This window comes from Exiguobacterium sp. s6, from assembly GCF_018618155.1.
GTDB lineage: Bacteria > Bacillota > Bacilli > Exiguobacteriales > Exiguobacteriaceae > Exiguobacterium > Exiguobacterium mexicanum_A.
This window is the reverse complement of record NZ_JACSLN010000001.1, coordinates 1,580,232-1,600,601: the sequence shown is the minus strand read 5'-3', so window position 1 is coordinate 1,600,601 and position 20,370 is coordinate 1,580,232. Positions and strand designations below refer to the sequence as shown.

Annotated in this window: 18 protein-coding genes; 17 read left to right on the top strand and 1 reads right to left on the bottom strand. The window is 52.9% G+C overall.

Features of this window, described 5'->3' with window-relative positions; all coding sequences use genetic code 11:
• Positions 1-23: 23 nt before the first annotated feature.
• The 12 genes from KNP75_RS08285 to KNP75_RS08230 all read left to right on the top strand — a co-directional run bounded on the left by KNP75_RS08285 (position 24) and on the right by KNP75_RS08230 (position 15,526).
• Positions 24-1,241: a M16 family metallopeptidase gene (locus KNP75_RS08285; RefSeq protein WP_215190204.1), complete on the top strand. Its 1,218-nt coding sequence runs from the start codon at positions 24-26 to the stop codon at positions 1,239-1,241.
• 83 nt (positions 1,242-1,324) lie between these two features.
• Positions 1,325-2,785, top strand: a complete 1,461-nt coding sequence (locus KNP75_RS08280) for a UDP-N-acetylmuramoyl-L-alanyl-D-glutamate--2,6-diaminopimelate ligase (RefSeq protein ID WP_251128218.1) — start codon at positions 1,325-1,327, stop codon at positions 2,783-2,785.
• A 3-nt stretch (positions 2,786-2,788) separates the two neighbouring features.
• Positions 2,789-4,042 carry a lipid II:glycine glycyltransferase FemX gene (locus KNP75_RS08275; protein ID WP_034777290.1) on the top strand — a complete coding sequence of 418 codons (1,254 nt, stop codon included), beginning with the start codon at positions 2,789-2,791 and terminating at the stop codon, positions 4,040-4,042.
• Positions 4,039-4,692, top strand: a complete 654-nt coding sequence (locus KNP75_RS08270; protein ID WP_214707485.1) for a M15 family metallopeptidase — start codon at positions 4,039-4,041, stop codon at positions 4,690-4,692. The genes KNP75_RS08275 and KNP75_RS08270 overlap by 4 nt, the downstream gene beginning before the upstream one ends.
• A 95-nt stretch (positions 4,693-4,787) precedes the next feature.
• Positions 4,788-6,455, top strand: a complete 1,668-nt coding sequence (locus KNP75_RS08265; RefSeq protein ID WP_034777292.1) for a ribonuclease J — start codon at positions 4,788-4,790, stop codon at positions 6,453-6,455.
• Between the two features lie 62 nt (positions 6,456-6,517).
• Positions 6,518-8,695, top strand: a complete 2,178-nt coding sequence (locus tag KNP75_RS08260) for a DNA translocase FtsK (RefSeq protein ID WP_215190202.1) — start codon at positions 6,518-6,520, stop codon at positions 8,693-8,695.
• 403 nt (positions 8,696-9,098) lie between these two features.
• Complete coding sequence (locus KNP75_RS08255) at positions 9,099-9,818, top strand: GntR family transcriptional regulator (RefSeq protein ID WP_034777294.1); 720 nt, start codon at positions 9,099-9,101, stop codon at positions 9,816-9,818.
• 128 nt (positions 9,819-9,946) lie between these two features.
• Positions 9,947-11,032 (top strand): BMP family lipoprotein, encoded by a 1,086-nt coding sequence (locus KNP75_RS08250; protein WP_034777296.1) that lies wholly within the window; start codon positions 9,947-9,949, stop codon positions 11,030-11,032.
• A 61-nt stretch (positions 11,033-11,093) separates the two neighbouring features.
• Entirely contained in the window at positions 11,094-12,620 is a 1,527-nt protein-coding gene (locus KNP75_RS08245) for an ABC transporter ATP-binding protein (protein ID WP_034777297.1), read from the top strand.
• Positions 12,617-13,681: an ABC transporter permease gene (locus KNP75_RS08240; RefSeq protein WP_034777298.1), complete on the top strand. Its 1,065-nt coding sequence runs from the start codon at positions 12,617-12,619 to the stop codon at positions 13,679-13,681. Before KNP75_RS08245 ends, KNP75_RS08240 begins: the two co-directional genes overlap by 4 nt.
• Positions 13,678-14,637: an ABC transporter permease gene (locus tag KNP75_RS08235; protein ID WP_034777299.1), complete on the top strand. Its 960-nt coding sequence runs from the start codon at positions 13,678-13,680 to the stop codon at positions 14,635-14,637. The genes KNP75_RS08240 and KNP75_RS08235 overlap by 4 nt, the downstream gene beginning before the upstream one ends.
• A gap of 82 nt (positions 14,638-14,719) precedes the next feature.
• Entirely contained in the window at positions 14,720-15,526 is an 807-nt protein-coding gene (locus tag KNP75_RS08230; protein WP_215190201.1) for a thermonuclease family protein, read from the top strand.
• 39 nt (positions 15,527-15,565) lie between these two features.
• On the opposite strand, the gene KNP75_RS08225 is transcribed toward KNP75_RS08230, so the two are convergent.
• On the bottom strand, positions 15,566-15,814 hold the full coding sequence (locus KNP75_RS08225) for a ferredoxin (protein WP_021067177.1): 249 nt from the start codon (positions 15,812-15,814) through the stop codon (positions 15,566-15,568).
• A gap of 143 nt (positions 15,815-15,957) precedes the next feature.
• Here KNP75_RS08225 and KNP75_RS08220 point away from each other — a divergent pair, with 143 nt between their 5' ends.
• The 5 genes from KNP75_RS08220 to KNP75_RS08200 all read left to right on the top strand — a co-directional run bounded on the left by KNP75_RS08220 (position 15,958) and on the right by KNP75_RS08200 (position 20,301).
• Complete coding sequence (locus KNP75_RS08220; protein WP_251128216.1) at positions 15,958-16,980, top strand: YpbB family protein; 1,023 nt, start codon at positions 15,958-15,960, stop codon at positions 16,978-16,980.
• Positions 16,964-18,391 (top strand): RecQ family ATP-dependent DNA helicase, encoded by a 1,428-nt coding sequence (locus KNP75_RS08215; protein ID WP_215190200.1) that lies wholly within the window; start codon positions 16,964-16,966, stop codon positions 18,389-18,391. The genes KNP75_RS08220 and KNP75_RS08215 overlap by 17 nt, the downstream gene beginning before the upstream one ends.
• Positions 18,392-18,432: 41 nt before the next feature.
• Positions 18,433-18,636: a hypothetical protein gene (locus KNP75_RS08210; protein ID WP_034777302.1), complete on the top strand. Its 204-nt coding sequence runs from the start codon at positions 18,433-18,435 to the stop codon at positions 18,634-18,636.
• A 164-nt stretch (positions 18,637-18,800) separates the two neighbouring features.
• Complete coding sequence (locus KNP75_RS08205; protein ID WP_034777304.1) at positions 18,801-19,658, top strand: MerR family transcriptional regulator; 858 nt, start codon at positions 18,801-18,803, stop codon at positions 19,656-19,658.
• Between the two features lie 61 nt (positions 19,659-19,719).
• Positions 19,720-20,301 (top strand): adaptor protein MecA, encoded by a 582-nt coding sequence (locus KNP75_RS08200; RefSeq protein WP_034777305.1) that lies wholly within the window; start codon positions 19,720-19,722, stop codon positions 20,299-20,301.
• Positions 20,302-20,370: the final 69 nt, after the last annotated feature.

The window sequence follows — 20,370 nt, the reverse complement described above, 5'->3', positions numbered from 1 at the left end:
GCCTTTTTCATAGGAGTGATAACATGGAATGGATCACATTAGACAACGGCGTCCGCATCGTGATTGAACCGATGGCGGATGTCCGCAGCACGTCGACCGGTGTCTTTATCAAAGCCGGCACTCGGACCGAAGACATGACCGAGATCGGCATCAGCCACTTGATTGAACATATGTTATTCAAAGGAACAAAGACGAGAACGGCAAAAGAGATCGCGTCGTTCTTTGATGAACTTGGCGGAAGCGTGAACGCGTTCACGTCAAAAGATCATACGTGCTATTACGTGAAGACGCTTGATGAGCACGCGGTCATCGCCTTCGACGCGCTCGCCGACATGCTGTTCGATTCGTTGTTTGATGAGACGGAGCTCGAGAAAGAGAAGCGGGTCGTCTTAGAAGAGATTAAAATGTATGAGGACACCCCGGAAGATCTCGTCCACGAGCTGCTCGCGAAAGCCGTCTATAAAGATGATATTCTCGCCGAACCGATTCTCGGGACGGAAGCGAGCGTCCTCGGACTATCTCGGGAGCAATTGCTCCGCTACGTCGCTTCGACGTATACAGGCAACCGTGTCGTCGTCTCAATCGCCGGCCACGTGCCGCAAGAGTTGGTCGAGGCGGTCACGAGAAGGTTTGCCGACCTTCCATCAGGGGAATCACCGAAAGAATCGACGACGCCGATCTTGTATAGCGACGTGGTGAAAAAACAGAAAGAGACGGAGCAAGCGCACCTGTGCTGGAACTTCGAGGCGATTGCCGCCAAAGACGATCGATTGCCGCATTTGGCCTTGTTGAACAATGCGATCGGGGCGACGATGTCGTCACGGCTGTTCCAGTCGATTCGAGAAGAGCAAGGCCTCGCCTACTCGATCTACTCGTACTATACGACGTTCGACGACCACGGGACGTTCACCATTTATATCGGAACGTCACCAGAAACGCTCGCGCAAGTCGAGACGATCATGACGCGTGAGCTCGAAACGTTAAAAGCGGATGGGCTGTCCGATGAGGAAGTCGAGAAAGGGAAACGACAACTGAAAGGGTCGCTCGTCCTTGGGAACGAGAGCACGAGCGCACGGATGAACCGCAACGGGCGTAACCTCGTCCTGCTCGATGAAGTCGAGGATTTGAACGAAGTGCTCGACAAAGTTGATCGCATTGAAACGCGTGACGTCAACACCCTCATCAATGAGGTGCTCGGCCACGCCCCTGCCAAATCATATGTCCTTCCGTCCGAAGACTGACTTGAAACCGAATTGTAAGTTCTCTACACTGATTAAGAGGTATTCTTTACTTTGGACAGGAACAGGTGAAAGAAGGGAAAGACTTGAACTTAACGGATTTAGCTAACCACATACAATTGATTAATCAACCAAACCTACAAGGAATCACGGTGACCCATGTGACGACCGACTCACGTGAAGTCGTCCCAGGGACGCTGTTCGTCGCCATTAAAGGCTATACGGTCGACGGTCACGACTACGCTGATTTAGCAGTCACTAAAGGCGCAGTCGCCGTCGTCAGTGAACGGCCACTCCCTTTGAGTGTGCCGAACTTGATCGTGCGTGACAGCACGCGTACGGTCGGTCTATTGGCGTCCGCGTTCTATCAATATCCGTCTGAGCAGATGCGTCTGTTCGGGATCACGGGAACGAACGGCAAGACGACGACGACGACCATTTTACGTGATGTTCTCACCGAGCTCGGACATAGCACCGGCTTGATCGGCACGGTCGAGGTACGCATTAACGATACGGTCGTCCCGAGCAAAAACACGACACCGCAAAGCTCTGAGCTGCAACAGTTGCTCGCCCGGATGCACGAAGAAGGCGTCACCGATGTGATGATGGAAGTGTCATCGCACGGACTCGAACTCGGTCGCGTCATCGGTACGGACTTCGATATCGTCGGCTTCACGAACTTGACGCATGACCATCTCGATTTCCATGGTACGTTCGAAAACTATGCGCGGGCGAAAGGCTTATTGTTCGCTCAACTCGGACAGATGGCGTCGCGTCACAAAGTTGCCGTGTTGAACGCGGATGATCCGTACAGCAAGCTGTACGAGACGATGACGGGCGCCCGAGTGATCACGTATGCAATCGACGAGATGGCCGATGTGACGGCATCAGATATCGTTCAGACGCTGTCAGAGACGAGTTTTAGCCTCAACTACCAAGGGGAGAGTCATCCGTTGACCGTTCAATTCATCGGCCGGTTCAACGTGTACAACATCTTGCTCGCGACCGGGTGTTTGATCGCTGCCGGCTATCGTTTGCCCGAGATCGTTCAGGCGCTCGAGTCGATTCATCCTGCCAAAGGGCGGATGCAACGTCTCGACGTACCAGGGTATAACGTCTATGCGGACTATGCGCATACACCGGATGGCATCGAGCAATGCTTGAAATCACTCGTCGGTGTCCCGAAAGAGAAGATTGTATTCTTGATCGGTACAGGCGGGAACCGTGACGTTACGAAGCGGCCGACGATGGGAGAGATGGCCTCGAAATATGCGGGGACGGTCGTCATCACGACGGATGACCCGCGTTTTGAAGCGTACGACTCGATCACGAGCGGAATCGCCGCCGGGATGACCCATGATAATTTCGTCGAGATTGGGGACCGGGAAGAGGCTGTCCGTTATGCGGCTCGGTTGGCCGAACCGGACAATATCGTCGTCTTGGCCGGAAAAGGGCATGAGAAATATCAAATCATCGGTAATGAGAAAATTCCGCTAGATGAAGAAGCAATCGTCCGAGCGACAATTTTGAAGACGGAGGAAATATGATTTATGGCAGTACAACCGATCACCTTGACAGAGAAAGAGCATGACGATTTCGTCAAAACACACGACCGTGGGGACTTGCTTCAGCTTTCGAGTTGGGCCGACGTCAAACGACAAAACGGCTGGTTCGCCGAGCGGGTCGCCGTCGCGAACGATGGGGTGACAAGCGGGGTGGCGTTACTCTTATTCAAACGTGTACCGAAGCTCCCATTCACACTCTGCTATGCACCACGCGGTTTCGTCGTCGACTATGACGACGTGGCTTCTTTACGGGCATTGACCGAGGAGGCGAAGCGGGTCGCCAAGGCGAACAAAGCGATCGTCGTGAAAATCGATCCGAATATCGATCGAGATGAAGTGCCAGGTCTATTGACCGAGATGGCGAGTCTTGGCTTCGCCCATAAAGGATACGGCGGTGGGTTTGATTACGCCCAACCGCGGTTCACGATGGAGACGGATTTACGCCCGAGCGAGAAAGACATCTTCGGCAAATTCCATCATAAATTCCGCTATAACGTTCGTTTGGCCGAACGGAAAGGGATCGTCTGCACGGAAGTCGGGCGCGACGGGCTTAAGACGTTCGCCGACTTGATGAAAGTGACGGGCGAGCGTGACGGTTTTGCCATTCGTGGACTTGACTATTTCGAGAACCTATACGATTGTCTGCAACCTGATGACGCCCGTTTGTTCTTGACGAAACTCGAGCCGAAACTCGCACTCGACCAACAGATGGCCACACTCGAAAAAGCGGAGCGTGACCTTGGGAAAATCGAACGGTCACTCGAGACGGAAACGGTCGAGAAGAAACGGACGAGCTTGTTGAACCGTCAAAAGCAGACACGTGAGCAAATCGAGAAGATTCAAGCCGCGTTACCTGAACTGACGGAGTTACACGAGAAATACCCGAACGGTCTCGTCTTGTCGGGCGGTCTGTTGACGCTTGCCGGACGACGCTCGTATTATCTGTACGGGGCATCCTCGAACGAGTTTCGTGAGTTCATGCCGAACCACCTCATGCAATGGACGATGATGCAAGCAGCCAAGGCGAGCGGGGCCGAACGCTACGATTTCGGTGGCGTATCGGGTAGCACGGAGCCTGATGACGAGTATGCAGGGCTTTATGCGTTCAAGTCGGGCTGGGGAAGCGATTTGATCGAAAAAGTCGGCGAGTTCGACCTCGTCTTGAATCGTCCGCTCTATTTCGCCCTCGAGACGGGATTACCGCTCGTCAAAGGACTCCGTAAACGGTTGCGCCGATGAAATGGACCGGCGTTTTGACGTTCGCGATGACGGCGTTTTTAGTCGGAATCTTTTTAGCGTACACGTTGTCACGTCCGGGCCCGATGCCATGGGTCGATGAACCGACATTTGAAGCGGGAATGTGTGAACGCAACCCGGGCTCGGAAGATGTCGTCGTCGAGCGGAGTGAAAAGGCGTTCGCGAAGCTTCATCCGCACGTCCGCGAGCGGAGCGAGTCGTTCGTGCGCCTGGCCTACTCTTGCCTCGGCCTCGAGGTCCGTCTGACGTCGGGGTATCGGTCGGCCGATGAGCAGAACGCACTCTATGCCCAAGGCCGCTCGAAACCGGGACAAGTCGTGACGAACGCCAAGGCGGGACAAAGTTACCATAACTACGGGCTCGCTGTCGATTTCGTCATCATCCACAATAACCGTGCCGATTACAATCTCGAGTCGGACCACAACCGATCGGACGAACCCGATTGGCAAGAGTTAGGAGAACTCGGCAAAGCACTCGGCTTCGAATGGGGCGGGGATTGGAGAAGTTTTCCGGATTACCCGCATTTACAAATGGACTTCGGCTTGTCGATTCGCCAACTCGCTTCCGGGAAACGTCCGGACGACAAAGCGACGATGCCACTCGCCGATGTGATGAAACCTCTCGTCAATTGAACGGAAATGTTGGCATATCAGCAGTTTTCCGATACAATATTCAGTAGCGATAAGTGGACGAAACAGAATATGCAACATCTAGGAGGTTTTTGTTAGTGTCAAAGAAGAAGACAGAGAACGTTAGCGTCTTTGCGCTTGGAGGCGTAGGCGAAATCGGGAAGAACATGTACGTCGTGGAACTAGACGACGACATCTTCGTCATCGATGCCGGCCTTATGTTTCCAGGCGATGAGATGCTCGGGATTGATATTGTCATCCCAGACATTACGTATTTAAAAGAAAATAAAGATCGGGTACGCGCGATTTTCATCACCCATGGTCACGAAGACCATATCGGTGGGCTCAGCTATGTACTCCGTGATTTGAAGCACGTTCCCGTGTATGGGACGAAATTGACGCTCGGTTTAATCGAGCTCAAATTGAAAGAGGCGGGCTTGTTAAAAGAAGTCGACCTCCGATTGATTGACGCCAAAACGAAATTGACTATCGCTGATCATTTCATCACTTTCTTCCGCGTCAACCACTCAATCCCGGATTGTGTCGGTGTCTGCATTCAAACGTCACAAGGCGCCATCGTACACACGGGCGACTTTAAGTTTGATTACACGCCAGTCGATGGGAAACAGTCGGACTTCAACAAGTTGGCAGCCATCGGCCAACGCGGCGTCCTCTGCTTATTGTCAGATTCGACGAATGCGGAACGCCCTGGCCAAACTGGTTCGGAGTCGCTCGTCGGCGCCGAGTTGAACGATGTCATCTATCAAGCTGAGGGCCGCGTCATCGTCGCCTCTTTCGCTTCGAACGTGCACCGTCTTCAACAAGTGTTCGCGGCAGCCGAGGCGAACGACCGCAAAGTCGCCGTCGTCGGTCGCAGCATGGTCAATATCGTCGAAGTGGCGCAGAAGCTCAACTACCTTCGCTTCAAGCCGAAGACGCTCGTCGAGCTGTCGCAAGTGAATCGCTTGCCTGACAACAAAGTCGTCATCTTGACGACCGGTTCGCAAGGCGAGCCGATGGCGGCCTTGACGCGCATGGCGCGCAACGCCCATAAGCAAGTGAACATCCGCTTGAACGACACGGTCGTCATCGCGGCGACACCGATTCCTGGGAACGAGAAGTCCGTCTCGAAGACGATCGACCTTTTGTTCCGCTCAGGAGCGAACGTCATCTATAACCAACGGAAAGTACACGTCTCGGGACACGGTTCGGCCGAAGAGCTCAAGCTCATGTTGAACCTCGTCAAACCGAAGTACTTCCTTCCGATTCACGGAGAATACCGGATGCAGATGGCCCACTCGAAACTCGCCGAGCAAGTCGGTGTGAAATCGAACAACATCTTCATCGTCGAAAAAGGGGATGTCGTCGAGTTCACGGGACGTAAAGCTCGGATGAGCCGTAAAGTACCGGCCGGCAACGTCTTGATCGATGGGATTGGCGTTGGGGACGTCGGGAACATCGTCCTCCGTGACCGTCGTCTATTGTCACAAGACGGTGTCGTCCTCTGTGTCGTCACGTTGAACCGGAAACAGAAGAAATTGATTTCAGGACCTGAACTCATCTCGCGCGGATTCGTCTATATGCGTGAATCCGAAGAGATGATCTCAGAAGCGAACCGCATCGTCACGAAACAGATCGAGAAGAGTCTCCAGGCTGGAAGTGATTGGACCGAGTTGAAATCAAATATCCGCGAGCGGCTCAGCGTCTACTTGTTCGAACAGACGAAACGTCGTCCGATGATCTTGCCGATCATCATGGAGATTTAAGGAATTGAGATTGAGGCAAAAGTCATCAGACTTTTGCCTCGTTTTTTTAGGAGGAATCTAAGGTGGCACAAAAATCGAGAAAAACTCCGGCGAAGCGGAAGCGACCGACGACAAGGCGTGCGAAAAAACAGCCAATCCCACTACGTACATATGGCTGGGTCATGTTCGTCACGTCGATCACGGCGTTCATCTTCTCCTTGTTCGACTTCGGTTGGGTCGGGAATCAGACGTCACTCCTCGCGACGACGTTATTCGGAGGCTGGGGGGCACTCACGTATTTGGCAATCGCATTCACGTTGCTCGTCTTTTTAAACGAATTTCGTCCGATGCAACGGACGGGCATCCTGTTCCTGTTCGTCTCGTTTCTCATGTTCGGAGATTTGGTATGGGGAGCGGAACGGGGGACGATCAACGGGGCGCTGTATCAGCTCAACCAATACTTGCTCTCCGACTTTGGGATCATCTTTTTAGGCGTGTTATGCATGATCATCGGGATCTCGCTCTTATCGCCGACGATTTGGCGGACGATCGGGTCGCGCCTGCTCGAGACCGGTACGGCCATCAAACAAGAATGGCACGACCGGGAGCGGGTCAAACCGGCTCCGGTGTCCAATCGGAAGAAGGCGGTTTCGGCACCGGCAAAGGTTGAATCGAAGCCGGTCGAAGCCGAGCCTGAAGCAGACGCGGTGACGATGCATGACATCCCGATTGTCGGGTTCAGCGAGAAAGTCGTCGCCGAGAAACGTCCGAAAACGGAAGAAGTGGCCTCGACGGAAGAAGTGACGGAGCTACCGACCGAGGACATGATGATGACGGCGTCACAAGACGTGTCGGACACGTATGAATTGCCAACGTTCACCATCCTCAGCGAACCGGTCGTGACCGACCTGTCCGGCGAGAACGCCCGTCTGAAAGCAAATGCGACAAAACTCGTCCAGACGCTCAAATCGTTCGGCGTCGGTGTGAAGGTGTTAAAGATTCATCTTGGTCCGACCGTGACGAAATATGAACTGCAACCGGATATCGGGGTCAAAGTGAGCCGCATCACCTCGCTCAGCGATGACCTTGCCCTTGCGCTTGCCGCCAAAGACATCCGGATCGAGGCGCCGATCCCAGGAAAGGCCGCCATCGGGATTGAAGTGCCGAATCAGGAAGTGGCCCCGGTCTGTCTCCGTGAAGTGCTCGAGGCCGATCCGGTCAAGCGGGAGCAGTCGCCACTCCTCGTCGCCCTTGGGCGCAGCATCAGTGGCGAGACGGTGACGATCGCCTTGAACAAGATGCCGCACTTGCTCGTCGCGGGTTCGACCGGTTCCGGGAAATCGGTCTGTATCAACGGCATGATCGTGTCGCTCTTGATGCGGACTCGTCCTGATGAAGTCCGGCTCATGATGATCGATCCGAAAATGGTCGAGTTGAACGTCTATAACGGCGTCCCGCACTTGCTGACGCCGGTCGTGACGGATCCGAAGAAAGCTGCCCAAGCACTCAAACAAGTTGTCGCCGAGATGGAACGACGCTATGAGTTGTTCAGCCGTTATGGTGTGCGGAATATCGAAGGATATAACGAACTCGTCGATAAATCGGACGATGAAGACGCCAAACGTCTGCCGTTCATCGTCGTCATCGTCGATGAGCTCGCCGATTTGATGATGGTCGCCTCGAACGACGTCGAGGACGCCATCATGCGTCTTGCCCAGATGGCACGGGCGGCCGGCATTCATATGGTGCTCGCCACCCAGCGTCCGTCTGTCGACGTCATTACGGGCGTCATCAAAGCGAACATCCCGTCCCGCATCGCGTTCGCCGTCTCGTCGCAGACGGATTCACGGACGATCCTTGACGGGGGAGGTGCTGAGAAGTTGCTCGGCCGGGGTGACATGCTCATGCTCGCCAACGGGATGAACAAACCGATCCGTGTGCAAGGTGCGTTCGTGTCCGACCAAGAAGTCGAAACGGTCGTCAATCATGTCATCGCCCAGCAACGGGCCCAATACGTCGAGGCGATGATGCCGAAAGAAGAAGAGGTCACGACCATTGATTCGGACGATTCATTGTTCGAAGAAGTCGTTCAATTCATTTTGACGCAAGAGACGGCGTCCACTTCGATGATTCAACGAAGATTCCGCATCGGTTATAACCGGGCAGCCCGCTTGATCGATTCACTCGAACAAGCCGGATATGTCGGGCCGTCAGAAGGCTCGAAGCCGCGGAAAGTGCTCATCAACCAACCAGAGGGTTAAAAAATAAAACGAACGATTAGGTATATTCAATCCTAATCGTTCGTTTTTTTATCTGATTTCAGATAATCCGGTTCAAACGTGACGATCGGGGTCGACGTCATGTTGGGACGAACTAATATAGCACATCTGACCTATTTGATTCATTAGGACATACTACTAAAAATGTTGAACCGCTTTCATTTTTTAATACCGTTTTCATTTTACGATTTCTTTTCAAAGCCTGCCAGAACAGGTAATATAGACTATGAAGTGTACATAATCCCTTCACTTTAAAATATTTCCCTGATTCCGAACAAAAAGTATTGCGTTCTATTTCTCGAATCCCTATACTTAATATTGGCAAGGACATTCATACGTCAGATGTCTGAGCACTGGTAAGAAATAGGTAAAGGTGGTGAGGCCCATGTCGATCAAGCTCGATCATCGCTTGCTCTATCTTCGCGTGATTGAGAAAATCAAGCAAGATATCGACGATGGTGTCTATCGTGAAGGAGAGAAACTTCCTTCAGAATTCGAGTTATCGAAGCAACTAGGAGTCAGTCGAGCGACACTCCGGGAAGCACTTCGTATTCTCGAAGACGAGAAATTTGTCGTGCGGAAACATGGCGTCGGGACATTCATCAGTTCAAAACCCCCGTTTACTTCAGGGATTGAAGAGCTGTTCAGCGTCACGGACATGATCATGCGCGCCAAAATGACACCAGGAACGAAAGTGTTGGTGGCCGAAAAGGTTCTAGCGACCGAGAGAGAAGCCGAGCGTTTAAAAATCGAACCGAACTCACCGATTTATCGGATCGTCCGGATTCGATATGCGGATGAGACACCAGTCGTCTACTGTGTCGATAAAATCCCAGCCCATCTCGTCTCGAATCCGAAGGCGTTGACGGAAGGAAAGTCATTGTTTGATGCGCTCGAAAAAGAGGTAGGACGTCGGGTCGCATATGCGATCACGCACATCGAACCGAGTGTGAACGCTGAAATTTCGACGCAACTTCAAACGGACCAACCGTTACTGGCATTGAAACAATTGCATTACGATGAGAGCGACTTACCGCTGCTCGATTCGGCAAACTTTTTCCGAGCGGACCGCTTCGACTTCCACGTCGTCCGCAAACGCGTTTAAGCACGTTCGTTTTATCCGGAAACGGTTATTTTTGGGGAACAGCGTGAAAGCGCTTTCTTATACCGGTGTAAAGACTACTGATGACATGACAACCTTAATTGTTATGATCCGAAAGGGGAAACACGACGATGAACAAGAAAAAAACAATTCTCTCAGCTTTAGCAGCAGGTCTCACACTCTCGACAGTACTCGCAGCATGTGGCGGGGATGACAATGAAGGGGCATCGAACGGCGAAGGCGGCGGCGAAGGCAGTGACTTCAAAGTAGCGATGGTAACCGATACTGGCGGTGTCGATGATAAGTCGTTCAACCAATCAGCTTGGGAAGGTCTCACGAAGTTCGGGGAAGACAACAACTTGACTGAGAACGAAGGATTCAAATATCTTCAATCATCGAAGCAAGCAGACTACCAGCCAAACTTGCAACAATTGGCACGCGATAACTTCAACTTGATTTACGGAATCGGCTTCTTGATGGGCGAAGACATTCAAAAAGTAGCTGAGCAGTTCCCAGACAACAACTTCGCGATCGTCGACATGGTCGTTGATGCACCGAACGTCGCATCAATCACGTTCAAAGAGCAAGAAGGTTCGTTCCTCGTCGGTGTTGTCGCTGGTCTTACTACGAAAACTGACAAAGTTGGATTCGTCGGCGGCGTTGAGTCTGACTTGATCAAGAAGTTCGAGAACGGTTATAAAGCTGGCGTCATGGCCGTTAACCCGGATGCGACAATCGACGTGAAGTACGCTGAAGACTTCAACTCAGCTGAAAAAGGTACAGCAATTGCTTCAGGTATGTACGGAGCAGGTTCTGATATCGTGTACCACGCAGCAGGCGGTACTGGGGTTGGCGTATTCACAGAAGCGAAAAACCGTAAGAAGAACGGCGAAGATGTATGGGTCATCGGTGTTGACCGTGACCAATACGAAGAAGGTCTTCCAGAAAACGTAACGCTTACTTCAATGGTCAAACGTGTTGACACGGCTACTTACGAAGTATCGAAACTTGCGATGGAAGATAAGTTCCCAGCAGGCGAAATCGTTGAGTTCTCTTTGAAAGACGATGGTGTAGGGATTGCTGAAACATCTGATGAGAACGTTTCAGCTGACGTCCTCGCAAAAGTTGAAGAGTACCGCACACAGTTGATCGACGGAGACATCACGGCTCCAGCGACTGACGCTGAGTTCGAAGAGTTCATGAAAACAGTAAAATAATTCATTGAGTTAGGGGGGACCCATGCGGTCTCCCTTTACTTAAAGTTAGGGGTGGACTTTCTTGGAATATGTAATTGAAATGCTCAATATTCGCAAAGAGTTCGGAACGTTCGTTGCCAACGACAATATCACCCTCCAATTGCGCAAAGGAGAGATTCATGCGTTGCTCGGCGAGAACGGGGCCGGAAAATCGACGCTCATGAACGTCCTGTTCGGTCTTTATCAGCCGGAAGGCGGGGAGATCCGCGTGCGCGGGGAGAAAGTGAACATTGAGAATCCGAACATCGCCAACGACCTTGGGATCGGTATGGTACACCAACACTTCATGCTCGTTGAGAAGTTCACGGTGACCGAGAACATCATCCTCGGCTCAGAGCCGAAGAGTGGACTGACGGTCGACCGGGCGACGGCGCGTAAAAAAGTCATGGACATCTCGGAACAGTATGGTCTTCGGATCGATCCGGATGCGAAAATCGAGGATATCTCGGTCGGGATGCAACAACGGGTCGAAATTTTGAAGACGCTCTATCGCGGGGCCGAAATCTTGATCTTCGATGAGCCAACCGCTGTACTGACGCCGCAAGAGATTCAAGAACTCATTCAAATCATGAAGCGTCTGATTGAAGAAGGTAAATCGATCGTCTTGATCACGCATAAGCTGAAAGAGATCATGCAAGTCGCCGATCGCTGTACGGTCATCCGTCGTGGACGTTATATCGGTACGATTGATATCGATGAGACGGTCAACGAAGATCGTTTGGCAGAAATGATGGTCGGGCGTGAAGTTAACTTTGATGCGGAATATTCCAAGGCAGATCCACAGCAAGTCGTCCTCGACGTCCAAAAACTTGTCGTCAAAGACAGTCGCGGGCTCAAAGCCGTCGACGGCTTGGATTTACAGATTCGTTCAGGGGAAATCCTCGGGATTGCCGGGATTGACGGGAACGGACAGACCGAATTGATTGAAGCCATCTCGGGCTTGAAGAAACCCGAGTCTGGAAAAGTGATGTTGAACGGGAAAGACGTGACCGGGTTCACGCCGCGCAAAGTGACGGAGTCTGGTGTCGGCCACATCCCGCAAGACCGGCATAAACATGGCCTCGTCCTCGATTATACGATTCGCGACAACATGGTGCTCCAAACGTATTATAAAGAGCCGTTCTCGAAGCGTGGTTTGATGAACTATAAAGCCGTGGCCGAGAAAGCGAAAGCGTTGATTGAGAAGTTTGACGTCCGAACTCCATCGGTCGACGTACCTGCCCGTGCCTTGTCGGGTGGTAACCAACAGAAAGCCATCATCGCCCGTGAAGTCGACCGGTCACCTGACTTGTTGATCGCGGCGCAACCGACGCGAGGTCTTGACGTCGGGGCCATCGAATTCATTCATGAACAGCTCATCAAAGAGCGTGAAAAAGGACGCGCCGTCTTGTTGATCTCGTTCGAGCTCGAAGAGATTTTACACGTCGCGGACCGAATCGCCGTTTTGTATGAAGGGAAGATTGTCGGAATCCGTGATCCGAAAGAGACGACGGAGCAAGAACTCGGCTTCTTGATGGCCGGCGGTAAGAGAGGAGAAGAAACAGTATGAATAAACTAGGATTTAATCGACTGCTCATCCCGCTCTTGTCGATCTTGATGGGACTTCTCGTCGGGGCGATCGTCATGCTCATCGGTGGCTATGACCCGATTCGAGGGTTCTCGTCACTGTTTGAAGGCATGGTCGGCAGCCCGTACGCAATCGGTGAGACGCTTCGCGCCGCAGCGCCGCTCATCTTCTCAGGTTTGGCCGTCGCGTTCGCGTTCCGGACCGGCCTCTTCAACATCGGGGTCGAAGGCCAAGTGTTGATTGGCTGGGTGGCAGCGGTGTATGTCGGGATCAACTTTGATTTGCCGATGTTCATCCACTTGCCGCTCGCGCTTCTCGCGGCCATGTTCGCAGCAGCGCTTTGGGCGTTCGTACCTGGTTTCTTGAAAGCCAAGTTCCACGTCCACGAAGTTATCACATCGATCATGATGAACTATATCGCGCTCTACACGACGAACGCGATTTTGCGCAGTGTCATCGGGGTGACGAACGAACGCACAGAATCCATTAAAGATTCGGCGTCGCTCGCGTCACCGATGCTTCAAGAATTGACGACGTTCTCGCGCTTGCATTGGGGTGTCCTCATCGCCGTGCTCGCAGCGATCGTCTATTACTACATCTTGCAACGGACGACGCTCGGTTATGAGCTTCGTGCCGTCGGTTTCAACAAACACGCATCACAGTACGCAGGAATGAGCGTCAACCGGAACATCATTCTCTCATTCGTCATCTCGGGTATGTTCGCAGGACTCGCAGGGGCGATGGAAGGTCTCGGTACGTTCAACGGGATGACGCTCAGCGCCTCGTTCACCGGAGTCGGTTTCGACGGGATCGCCGTCGCGCTCCTCGGTGCGAACACGGCCGTCGGTGTCGTCTTGGCAGCTATCTTGTTCGCTGGACTCAATATCGGCGGACTCGCGATGCAGCTCGGTGCGAACATCCCATCTGAGCTCGTCAAAGTCATCATCGCCGCGATTGTCATCTTCGTGGCTTCAGGTTACGCCTTTAACTACGTGATTGACAAATTCAAAGGAAATCGTAAGAAAGGAGTGGAGAAAAAATGAGCTTCTTAGAAGTCCTCTACATCGTCGTGCCGGTTGCCTTAGCCTATGCGACTCCACTCATCATCGCGGCGCTCGGCGGCATCTTCAGTGAACGTTCGGGTGTCGTCAACATCGCCTTAGAAGGCATCATGGTCATCGGTGCTGCGACAGGAATTATCACGACGCTCACGTTGACGGATATGGGGCTGGGCGGTCTCAGTCCATGGATCTCACTTTTGGTCGCTATGGTCGTCGGTGCGCTCTTCTCGCTCTTCTTGGCGGTGCCGGCCATCCTTTGGCGGGCTGACCAGACGGTACTCGGGGTCGCGATCAACATGCTCGCGATCGGACTCGCCATCTTCGTCGTCCGTGTGCTTTACAACAAAGGGCAGACCGACTTCATCGAGTTTCGGATTGCCAAAGAGAACGTGCCGATTCTATCGGACATCCCGGTGCTTCGCATGTTCTTCATCAACGTGCAGTACACGTCGTTCATCGCGATCATTCTCGCGTTCGTCGTCTGGTTCGTCATCTTCAAGACGCCGTTCGGTCTTCGTCTCCGTTCGGTCGGGGAACACCCGATGGCGGCTGACACGATGGGGATCAACGTCACGAAAATGCGCTTCATGGGCGTCATGCTCTCAGGAGCGTTCGGCGGACTCGCTGGTGCCGTGTACGCTGTCACCGTCACGACAAACTTCAGCGGGACGACGATCGTCGGTCAAGGTTTCTTGGCCATCGCCGCCATGATTTTCGGGAAGTGGAATCCGCTCGGCGCGCTCGGTGCCGGTCTGTTCTTCGGATTCGCCCAAGCGTTGTCGATCATCGGTAGCAACTTGCCGGTCATCAGCAACGTGCCGCAAGTGTTGCTCTTGATTGCGCCGTATGCGCTCACGATCCTTGCCCTCGCAGGTGTCGTCGGACGTGCGGATGCACCGAAATCGGTCGGTATCCCATATATTAAAGGGAAACGCTAATCATCAAAAGGACAAATGTCCATTTCATCCAGGTTGTTTGACGCTTAAGTCAAACAACCTTTTTTGTTATACTGGTGTAGAGGTGAGACAATTGAAAAAATGGTGGCAACTGCTGATCGCCGTCGTGCTGAGCATCTCGCTCGCGGGCTGCTCCGTCGACGACTGGTTCGCCGAACAAATCGACCCGCCAGAATCGCTCGTCGAACTCGAGGCCGATTTTCCGTCGGCGTCGGTCGCGCAACAAGTCGCACGGCCGCTCGGCAAGACCGAGACGGTCACGCTCGACCGCGTCATCGACGGAGATACGCTCAAAGTCGAGTTTGAGAACGGGGCGACCGAATCGATTCGTCTCTTGCTCGTCGATACGCCAGAGACGAGCCATCCGACGCTGCCGGTCCAACCGTTCGGAGAGGATGCGAAATCATTCGTCGAGCGTTGGCTGCCAGAAGGAGATACGATCACGCTCGAGTATGACGTCGGGCGCTACGATCGCTATCAACGGACACTCGCCTACGTCTGGTATGACGAAGCGATGTTGAACGAGGAATTGTTGCGCCGTGGGTTGGCGCGTGTCGCCTATGTATACGCGCCGAACACGCAACACGTCGATGCGTTTCGGGAGGTCGAGCAGGCCGCGCGTCAGGAATTGCTCGGGATTTGGAGTCTTGAGGACTACGTGACCGGCAACGGCTTCGACCATGAGGCGACCGAGCCGGCCCAGCCGAAACGAGACACGGATGGATGTGACATTAAAGGGAATATCAATCGGGACGGAGAGAAGATTTATCACGTTCCGGGCGGGGCGAGCTATGAGCGAACGATCCCAGAAGAGATGTTCTGTACAGAGGAAGAGGCGCGTGAAGCGGGTTTCCGGAAAGCGACGCGATAAAAAAAAGACATGTGCGCCCTTCAGGCACACATGTCTCTCTTATTCGTACTTGAGTGCGTCGCCATCGAACGATTCGTCCGCGACTTTAATTGAGTCGGTCGGGCATCCTTCGAACGCGTCCATCAAGTCCTCATACAATTCGTCTGGGACTTCGATCGTGCCCGTGTTGTCGTCCATCAAGTTGAACGCGAGGCCTTCGTCGTCATAGTCGAAGATGTCTGGGGCGGCTGCTCCGCAGGCCCCACATGCGATACATGTATCTTTATCAACAATCGTAAATTTTGCCATTTGTAACCCTCCATACGTTTCGTCTCTCTGCATAGAAATGATTTTCTACTGACTATGAGTAATTGTAGTCTACATACCCAAATATTTCAATGAGGAAACGAATAACGTTTTGGAAGCATAATTTTGACCGAGGAGGTGGAACGATGGTTCATTTAGCGGACGGGGTGTTGTTGCTTTCGATTGAGCGCTTGAAAGGGGAGCGCAGCGAGCGCAGTTTGTTTCATGTGTTGAACGGCAAACGTTCGGCGACGACACTGCAAGATGCCTTTTTTTATGACTTGGAACCAATTTTCGGATTGTTCCCCTATACGAAGTACGACTATGAGAAACTGCTCGCCTCGTTCGAGAAGCGAGGCTGGCTCAACCGTTCGAGCTTCACGTTGACCGAGGCCGGCAAGATGCTCGCTTCGCCGGAGGCGGTCAGTGAGCTGTTCGACCGACTCGGCGGTGAGTATCGGGACTATACGACGATGACGTGGAAGCGGCTCAGTTTGTTCGTCCAGACGTTCATGTCGCTCGAGCATGAGCGGACGTTCTATCCGGTGCAGGCCGATCGTCTGGCCGAACGCTGGGTCAAACAGATCGTCCGGACCGAGCGGGAGTGGCAACCGCTGATCCACAGCTTTCACCAGGAGCTTGAAACGGCGCTTGAAGAAGTGGGGGACCCGTACGCGACCGCCGTCGTCTATCGGTTCACCGGTGCGTTCGAGACAGGATACACGTATGAACAAATCGCCTCACTTCTCGATGTCGATGCGCGCACGGCTCGGCTCTATTTCTTGGCCGGCTGGAACGCCCTGTTGTGGAAGTTGCCAAGGGATGCCAAGTTGCTCGGCTTCGCGCACGGCTTGTCGATCGAGCGGATGACGCTATCGGCGCGCGAGTCGTATGAGCAGTTTTCGGCTGGTCGAACGTTCCAACAAGTCCAGTCCCAGCGACGGTTGCGCACGAGTACGATTGAAGACCACGTCGTCGAGATGGCGATGTATTTAGATGAGTTCCCGCTCGACCAATTTGTTCCGTTCGAGCAAATCAAGCAAGTCGAGCAGTTGCGTGACGAGTCGAGCTGGGCGCTCAAGCCGATTTTTGAACAAATCGACGGGATCAGTTACTATCAAATCCGATTAGTGTTCGCGAGATTGAAACGAGGTGAGACATTTGTTTGAGAAGACGTTGAAGCGGGTGTTCGGCTACGACAGCTTCCGTCCCGGGCAACGGGATGTGATCGAAGCGGTCGCCGACGGCCAGGACGTGTTGGCCATCATGCCGACCGGAGCGGGCAAGTCGTTGACGTTCCAACTCCCGTCCTATCTTAAAAATGACGGGCTGACCATCATCGTGTCACCGCTCTTGTCGCTAATCGAAGATCAGATGCTCCACATCCGTGAACGCGGCGAGCGGGGAGTGGCGCGATTGACATCGATGGAGACGCTCGAGGAGAAACAAGACATCTTGAACCATTTGAAGCGTTATCGCTTCTTATACTTATCGCCCGAACAACTCGCCGTGCCGCACGTGACGCGGGCGCTCGCTCGGACGCGGATTCAAATGCTCGTCGTCGACGAGGCCCACTGTATCTCGCAGTGGGGCCATGAGTTCCGACCCGAGTATGCCCGTCTAGGCGAGTTGCGTAAACAACTCGGCAGCCCGCAGTGCATGGCCGTCACCGCGACGGCCCCGGAGACGGTGAAACGGGATATCATCGAGAAGTTGGCGTTGTTCTCGCCGGCGCAGTTCGTGCATTCGGCAAACCGGCCTGAGATTCGACTCATCGTCGAACGTCTCGAGTCCGAGGACAAGATGCGGCGGTTGAGCGAGCTCGTCCATGACGTCCCGAAACCGGCCGTCATCTATACGGCGACACGGCGTGAGGCCGAAGCACTCGCTCTTCATCTTGACGACGCCTTGTTTTATCACGGTGGCATGTCGACTGAGGACCGCCGGCTCGTGCAATCGCAATTTTTGCGAGATGAAGTCGCCATCATGGTATGTACGAGTGCGTTCGGGATGGGTGTGAATAAAGACAACGTCCGTTCGGTCATCCATTATCAAATCCCGGCCACCCTCGAGGCGTACATGCAAGAGATCGGTCGTGCCGGACGAGACGGCGAACCCGCATTTGCCGTCTTGCTCTATGCCGAAGGCGACGAACGCATTCAACAGTTTTTGATCGACCAACAATATCCGAAAGACAAAGACATCCGTCTCGCGTATTTAGAACGCGACAACGGCACGAGTCTGGCCCAACTGCCGCGTCTCTTGCGGTTGAACGAGGAAGACCCGGTCTGGGGATTGTTGAACCAGATGCTCGCCGAGCGGACGCTTGCCGAGGCGATCGATTGGGTAAAAGATAGAAAGCGGGCCCGCTATCGTCAACTCGGACAGATGATGGACTACGCCCTCATCAAGACGTGCCGGCGCGATTACTTGTTGAACTATTTCTCGGAACAACCGATCAAACAAGCCGATTGTTGCGACGTCTGTGGGGAGATCGTGTTCCCGCCGTCGGTTCAAATTGTGTCTAAAAATGTGACAGATTGGAAACATCGTTTATCTCGTATCTTCTCCTTTGATTGATATCATAGTAAAATGATAAAAAAGGTAAAGGAGGGCACACGTTGCGACATCGGAACCAAGCGGACTCACTTCGTGAACAAGTGGTGGACACGTTGCCGTCTCGCGCTGAACGACAAGAGCATGAGCGGAAAGAAAAATTGAACGACAATTGGCTGAAACGGCCGCTCGCCATGATGCTGACATTGACGATGTTTGCCATTATTCTCGTATTTTTATATATAGGTCGTCATACAATATTTTTCTGACAATACGACGGGGACGTCGTATTTTTTTATGAGCAATCTCTGTTTTGTCGAACCAATCGCACAATCTCACCAATTTCTCACAGGAATTGCACAATAAAACAGGTAAAGCGCTTCAGATGGGTCTATACTAAATAAGAAGAACTTGTAGGAAAGGAGGGGCTGCTGTGCCGAAGTACTCCATTAAGACGGTCGCGTCGCTCACCGGGGTCAACCCGACGACGATTCGAGCGTGGGAACGCCGCTATCAATTCATCGTGCCGAGCCGGACCGAATCCGGCCACCGATTGTATTCCGACCAAGACGTCGAAAAGATTAAATGGGTCGTTGAAAAACAACGGGAAGGCTTGACCGTGTCCCAAGCGATTCAACAACTTCATGAAGCCCCGAAGCCGAAGCCTGCCCGCCTCTATGACGAGGAGCTCATGGACGGGTTGCTCGAGGCGTTACTTTCATTTGACGAACGCAAGGCGCACGATTTGATCAATCGTGCCTTTAATACGTTCAGTTTTGAGAAGGTCACGAAAGATATTATTGGTCCGTTGTTGATGGAGATCGGGACGCGTTGGGAGAATGGGGACATCACGATCGCGCATGAGCATTTTGCGACCGCTTTTTTGCGGGCCCGATTGTCGACCCTCTCGCTGCAGATGCCGATGAACCCATTTTTACCGCGGATCATTTGTGTGTGTGCCCCGGGCGAGATGCACGAGATCGGTCTGTTGTTCGTGACGCTTTACTTGCGTCAATATGGATACGACGTGATCTTCCTTGGTGCGGGCTTCCCGAAAGAGGATTTAAATGAGGCGTTGCACGATATCGACGCCAAGTGCTTGATCTTCTCCTGCACGTTGACGGAACATCTCGAGGACCTGAAAGAGGCGATGCGATTTATCCAAGCGGATCATCCCGATCTCGTCATCGGGGCCGGTGGTTACGCGGTCAGCCTTCACGCGACCGAGTTTGAGTCGGCCTTCCTTGGAGATACGCCCGAAGCATGGACCGAGTGGTTGTCAACTATTTGACAGGTTGCACAAACGAGAGTAGCTTATAAAGTAGGATTGATTAATCTTTGGAGGTTTTCGTTTGAGATTTGAAAAGCAAACTAAAGAACATTTAAGAGTATATTTGACGGCGAGTGACCTTTCGATTCGAGGGATTGCCATCGATACGATTGTCGGGGAGAGTGGTCAAGACTTGTGGCGGGAATTGCTCGAGACGGCGGAAGCGGAATTCGGTTTCATGCCCCAAGGCACCGTCGACTTGAACGTGACGATGTTTCCCCGTGATGGGCTCGTCATCGACGTCCAAAAAGTCGAGGCAGCCGTCCCGGATGCGGATCAAGAACAAGTCGAGATCCGTTTGACGATCGATGTGATTCATCATCTGATTTATCAGTTTGATGATATCGAGGACGTCATCAACGCCTCGGTCCGTCTATTCCCGCACATGCAGGATACAGAACAGGGCGGGGCGCTCTACCATTATGACGGACACTATTATTTACACTTTGTCGAAGTTCTCAAACCGGACGTCGAAGAGCGGTTGGCCGCCATCTTGTCGGAATACGGCCGCACGACGACCGTCAGCCCGTACGTCATGATGGAGTATGGCAAGACGATTCAAACTGAACAAGCCGTGAAACAGCTGTACGATACGTTCGCGTAAGTACGGCTTTTTTACTGTTCTGTTTCTATTGTTTTCGGCCGACACATGGTATGATAAAACTTGAATTTT

Bases quoted from the DNA above. Each gene is read 5' to 3' on its own strand.
- KNP75_RS08285 (WP_215190204.1), top strand. From the start codon at position 24: ATGGAATGGATCACATTAGACAACGGCGTCCGCATCGTGATTGAACCG.
- KNP75_RS08275 (WP_034777290.1), top strand. From the start codon at position 2,789: ATGGCAGTACAACCGATCACCTTGACAGAGAAAGAGCATGACGATTTC.
- KNP75_RS08270 (WP_214707485.1), top strand. From the start codon at position 4,039: ATGAAATGGACCGGCGTTTTGACGTTCGCGATGACGGCGTTTTTAGTC.
- KNP75_RS08255 (WP_034777294.1), top strand. From the start codon at position 9,099: ATGTCGATCAAGCTCGATCATCGCTTGCTCTATCTTCGCGTGATTGAG.
- KNP75_RS08250 (WP_034777296.1), top strand. From the start codon at position 9,947: ATGAACAAGAAAAAAACAATTCTCTCAGCTTTAGCAGCAGGTCTCACA.
- KNP75_RS08240 (WP_034777298.1), top strand. From the start codon at position 12,617: ATGAATAAACTAGGATTTAATCGACTGCTCATCCCGCTCTTGTCGATC.
- KNP75_RS08235 (WP_034777299.1), top strand. From the start codon at position 13,678: ATGAGCTTCTTAGAAGTCCTCTACATCGTCGTGCCGGTTGCCTTAGCC.
- KNP75_RS08225 (WP_021067177.1), bottom strand. From the start codon at position 15,814: ATGGCAAAATTTACGATTGTTGATAAAGATACATGTATCGCATGTGGG.
- KNP75_RS08220 (WP_251128216.1), top strand. From the start codon at position 15,958: ATGGTTCATTTAGCGGACGGGGTGTTGTTGCTTTCGATTGAGCGCTTG.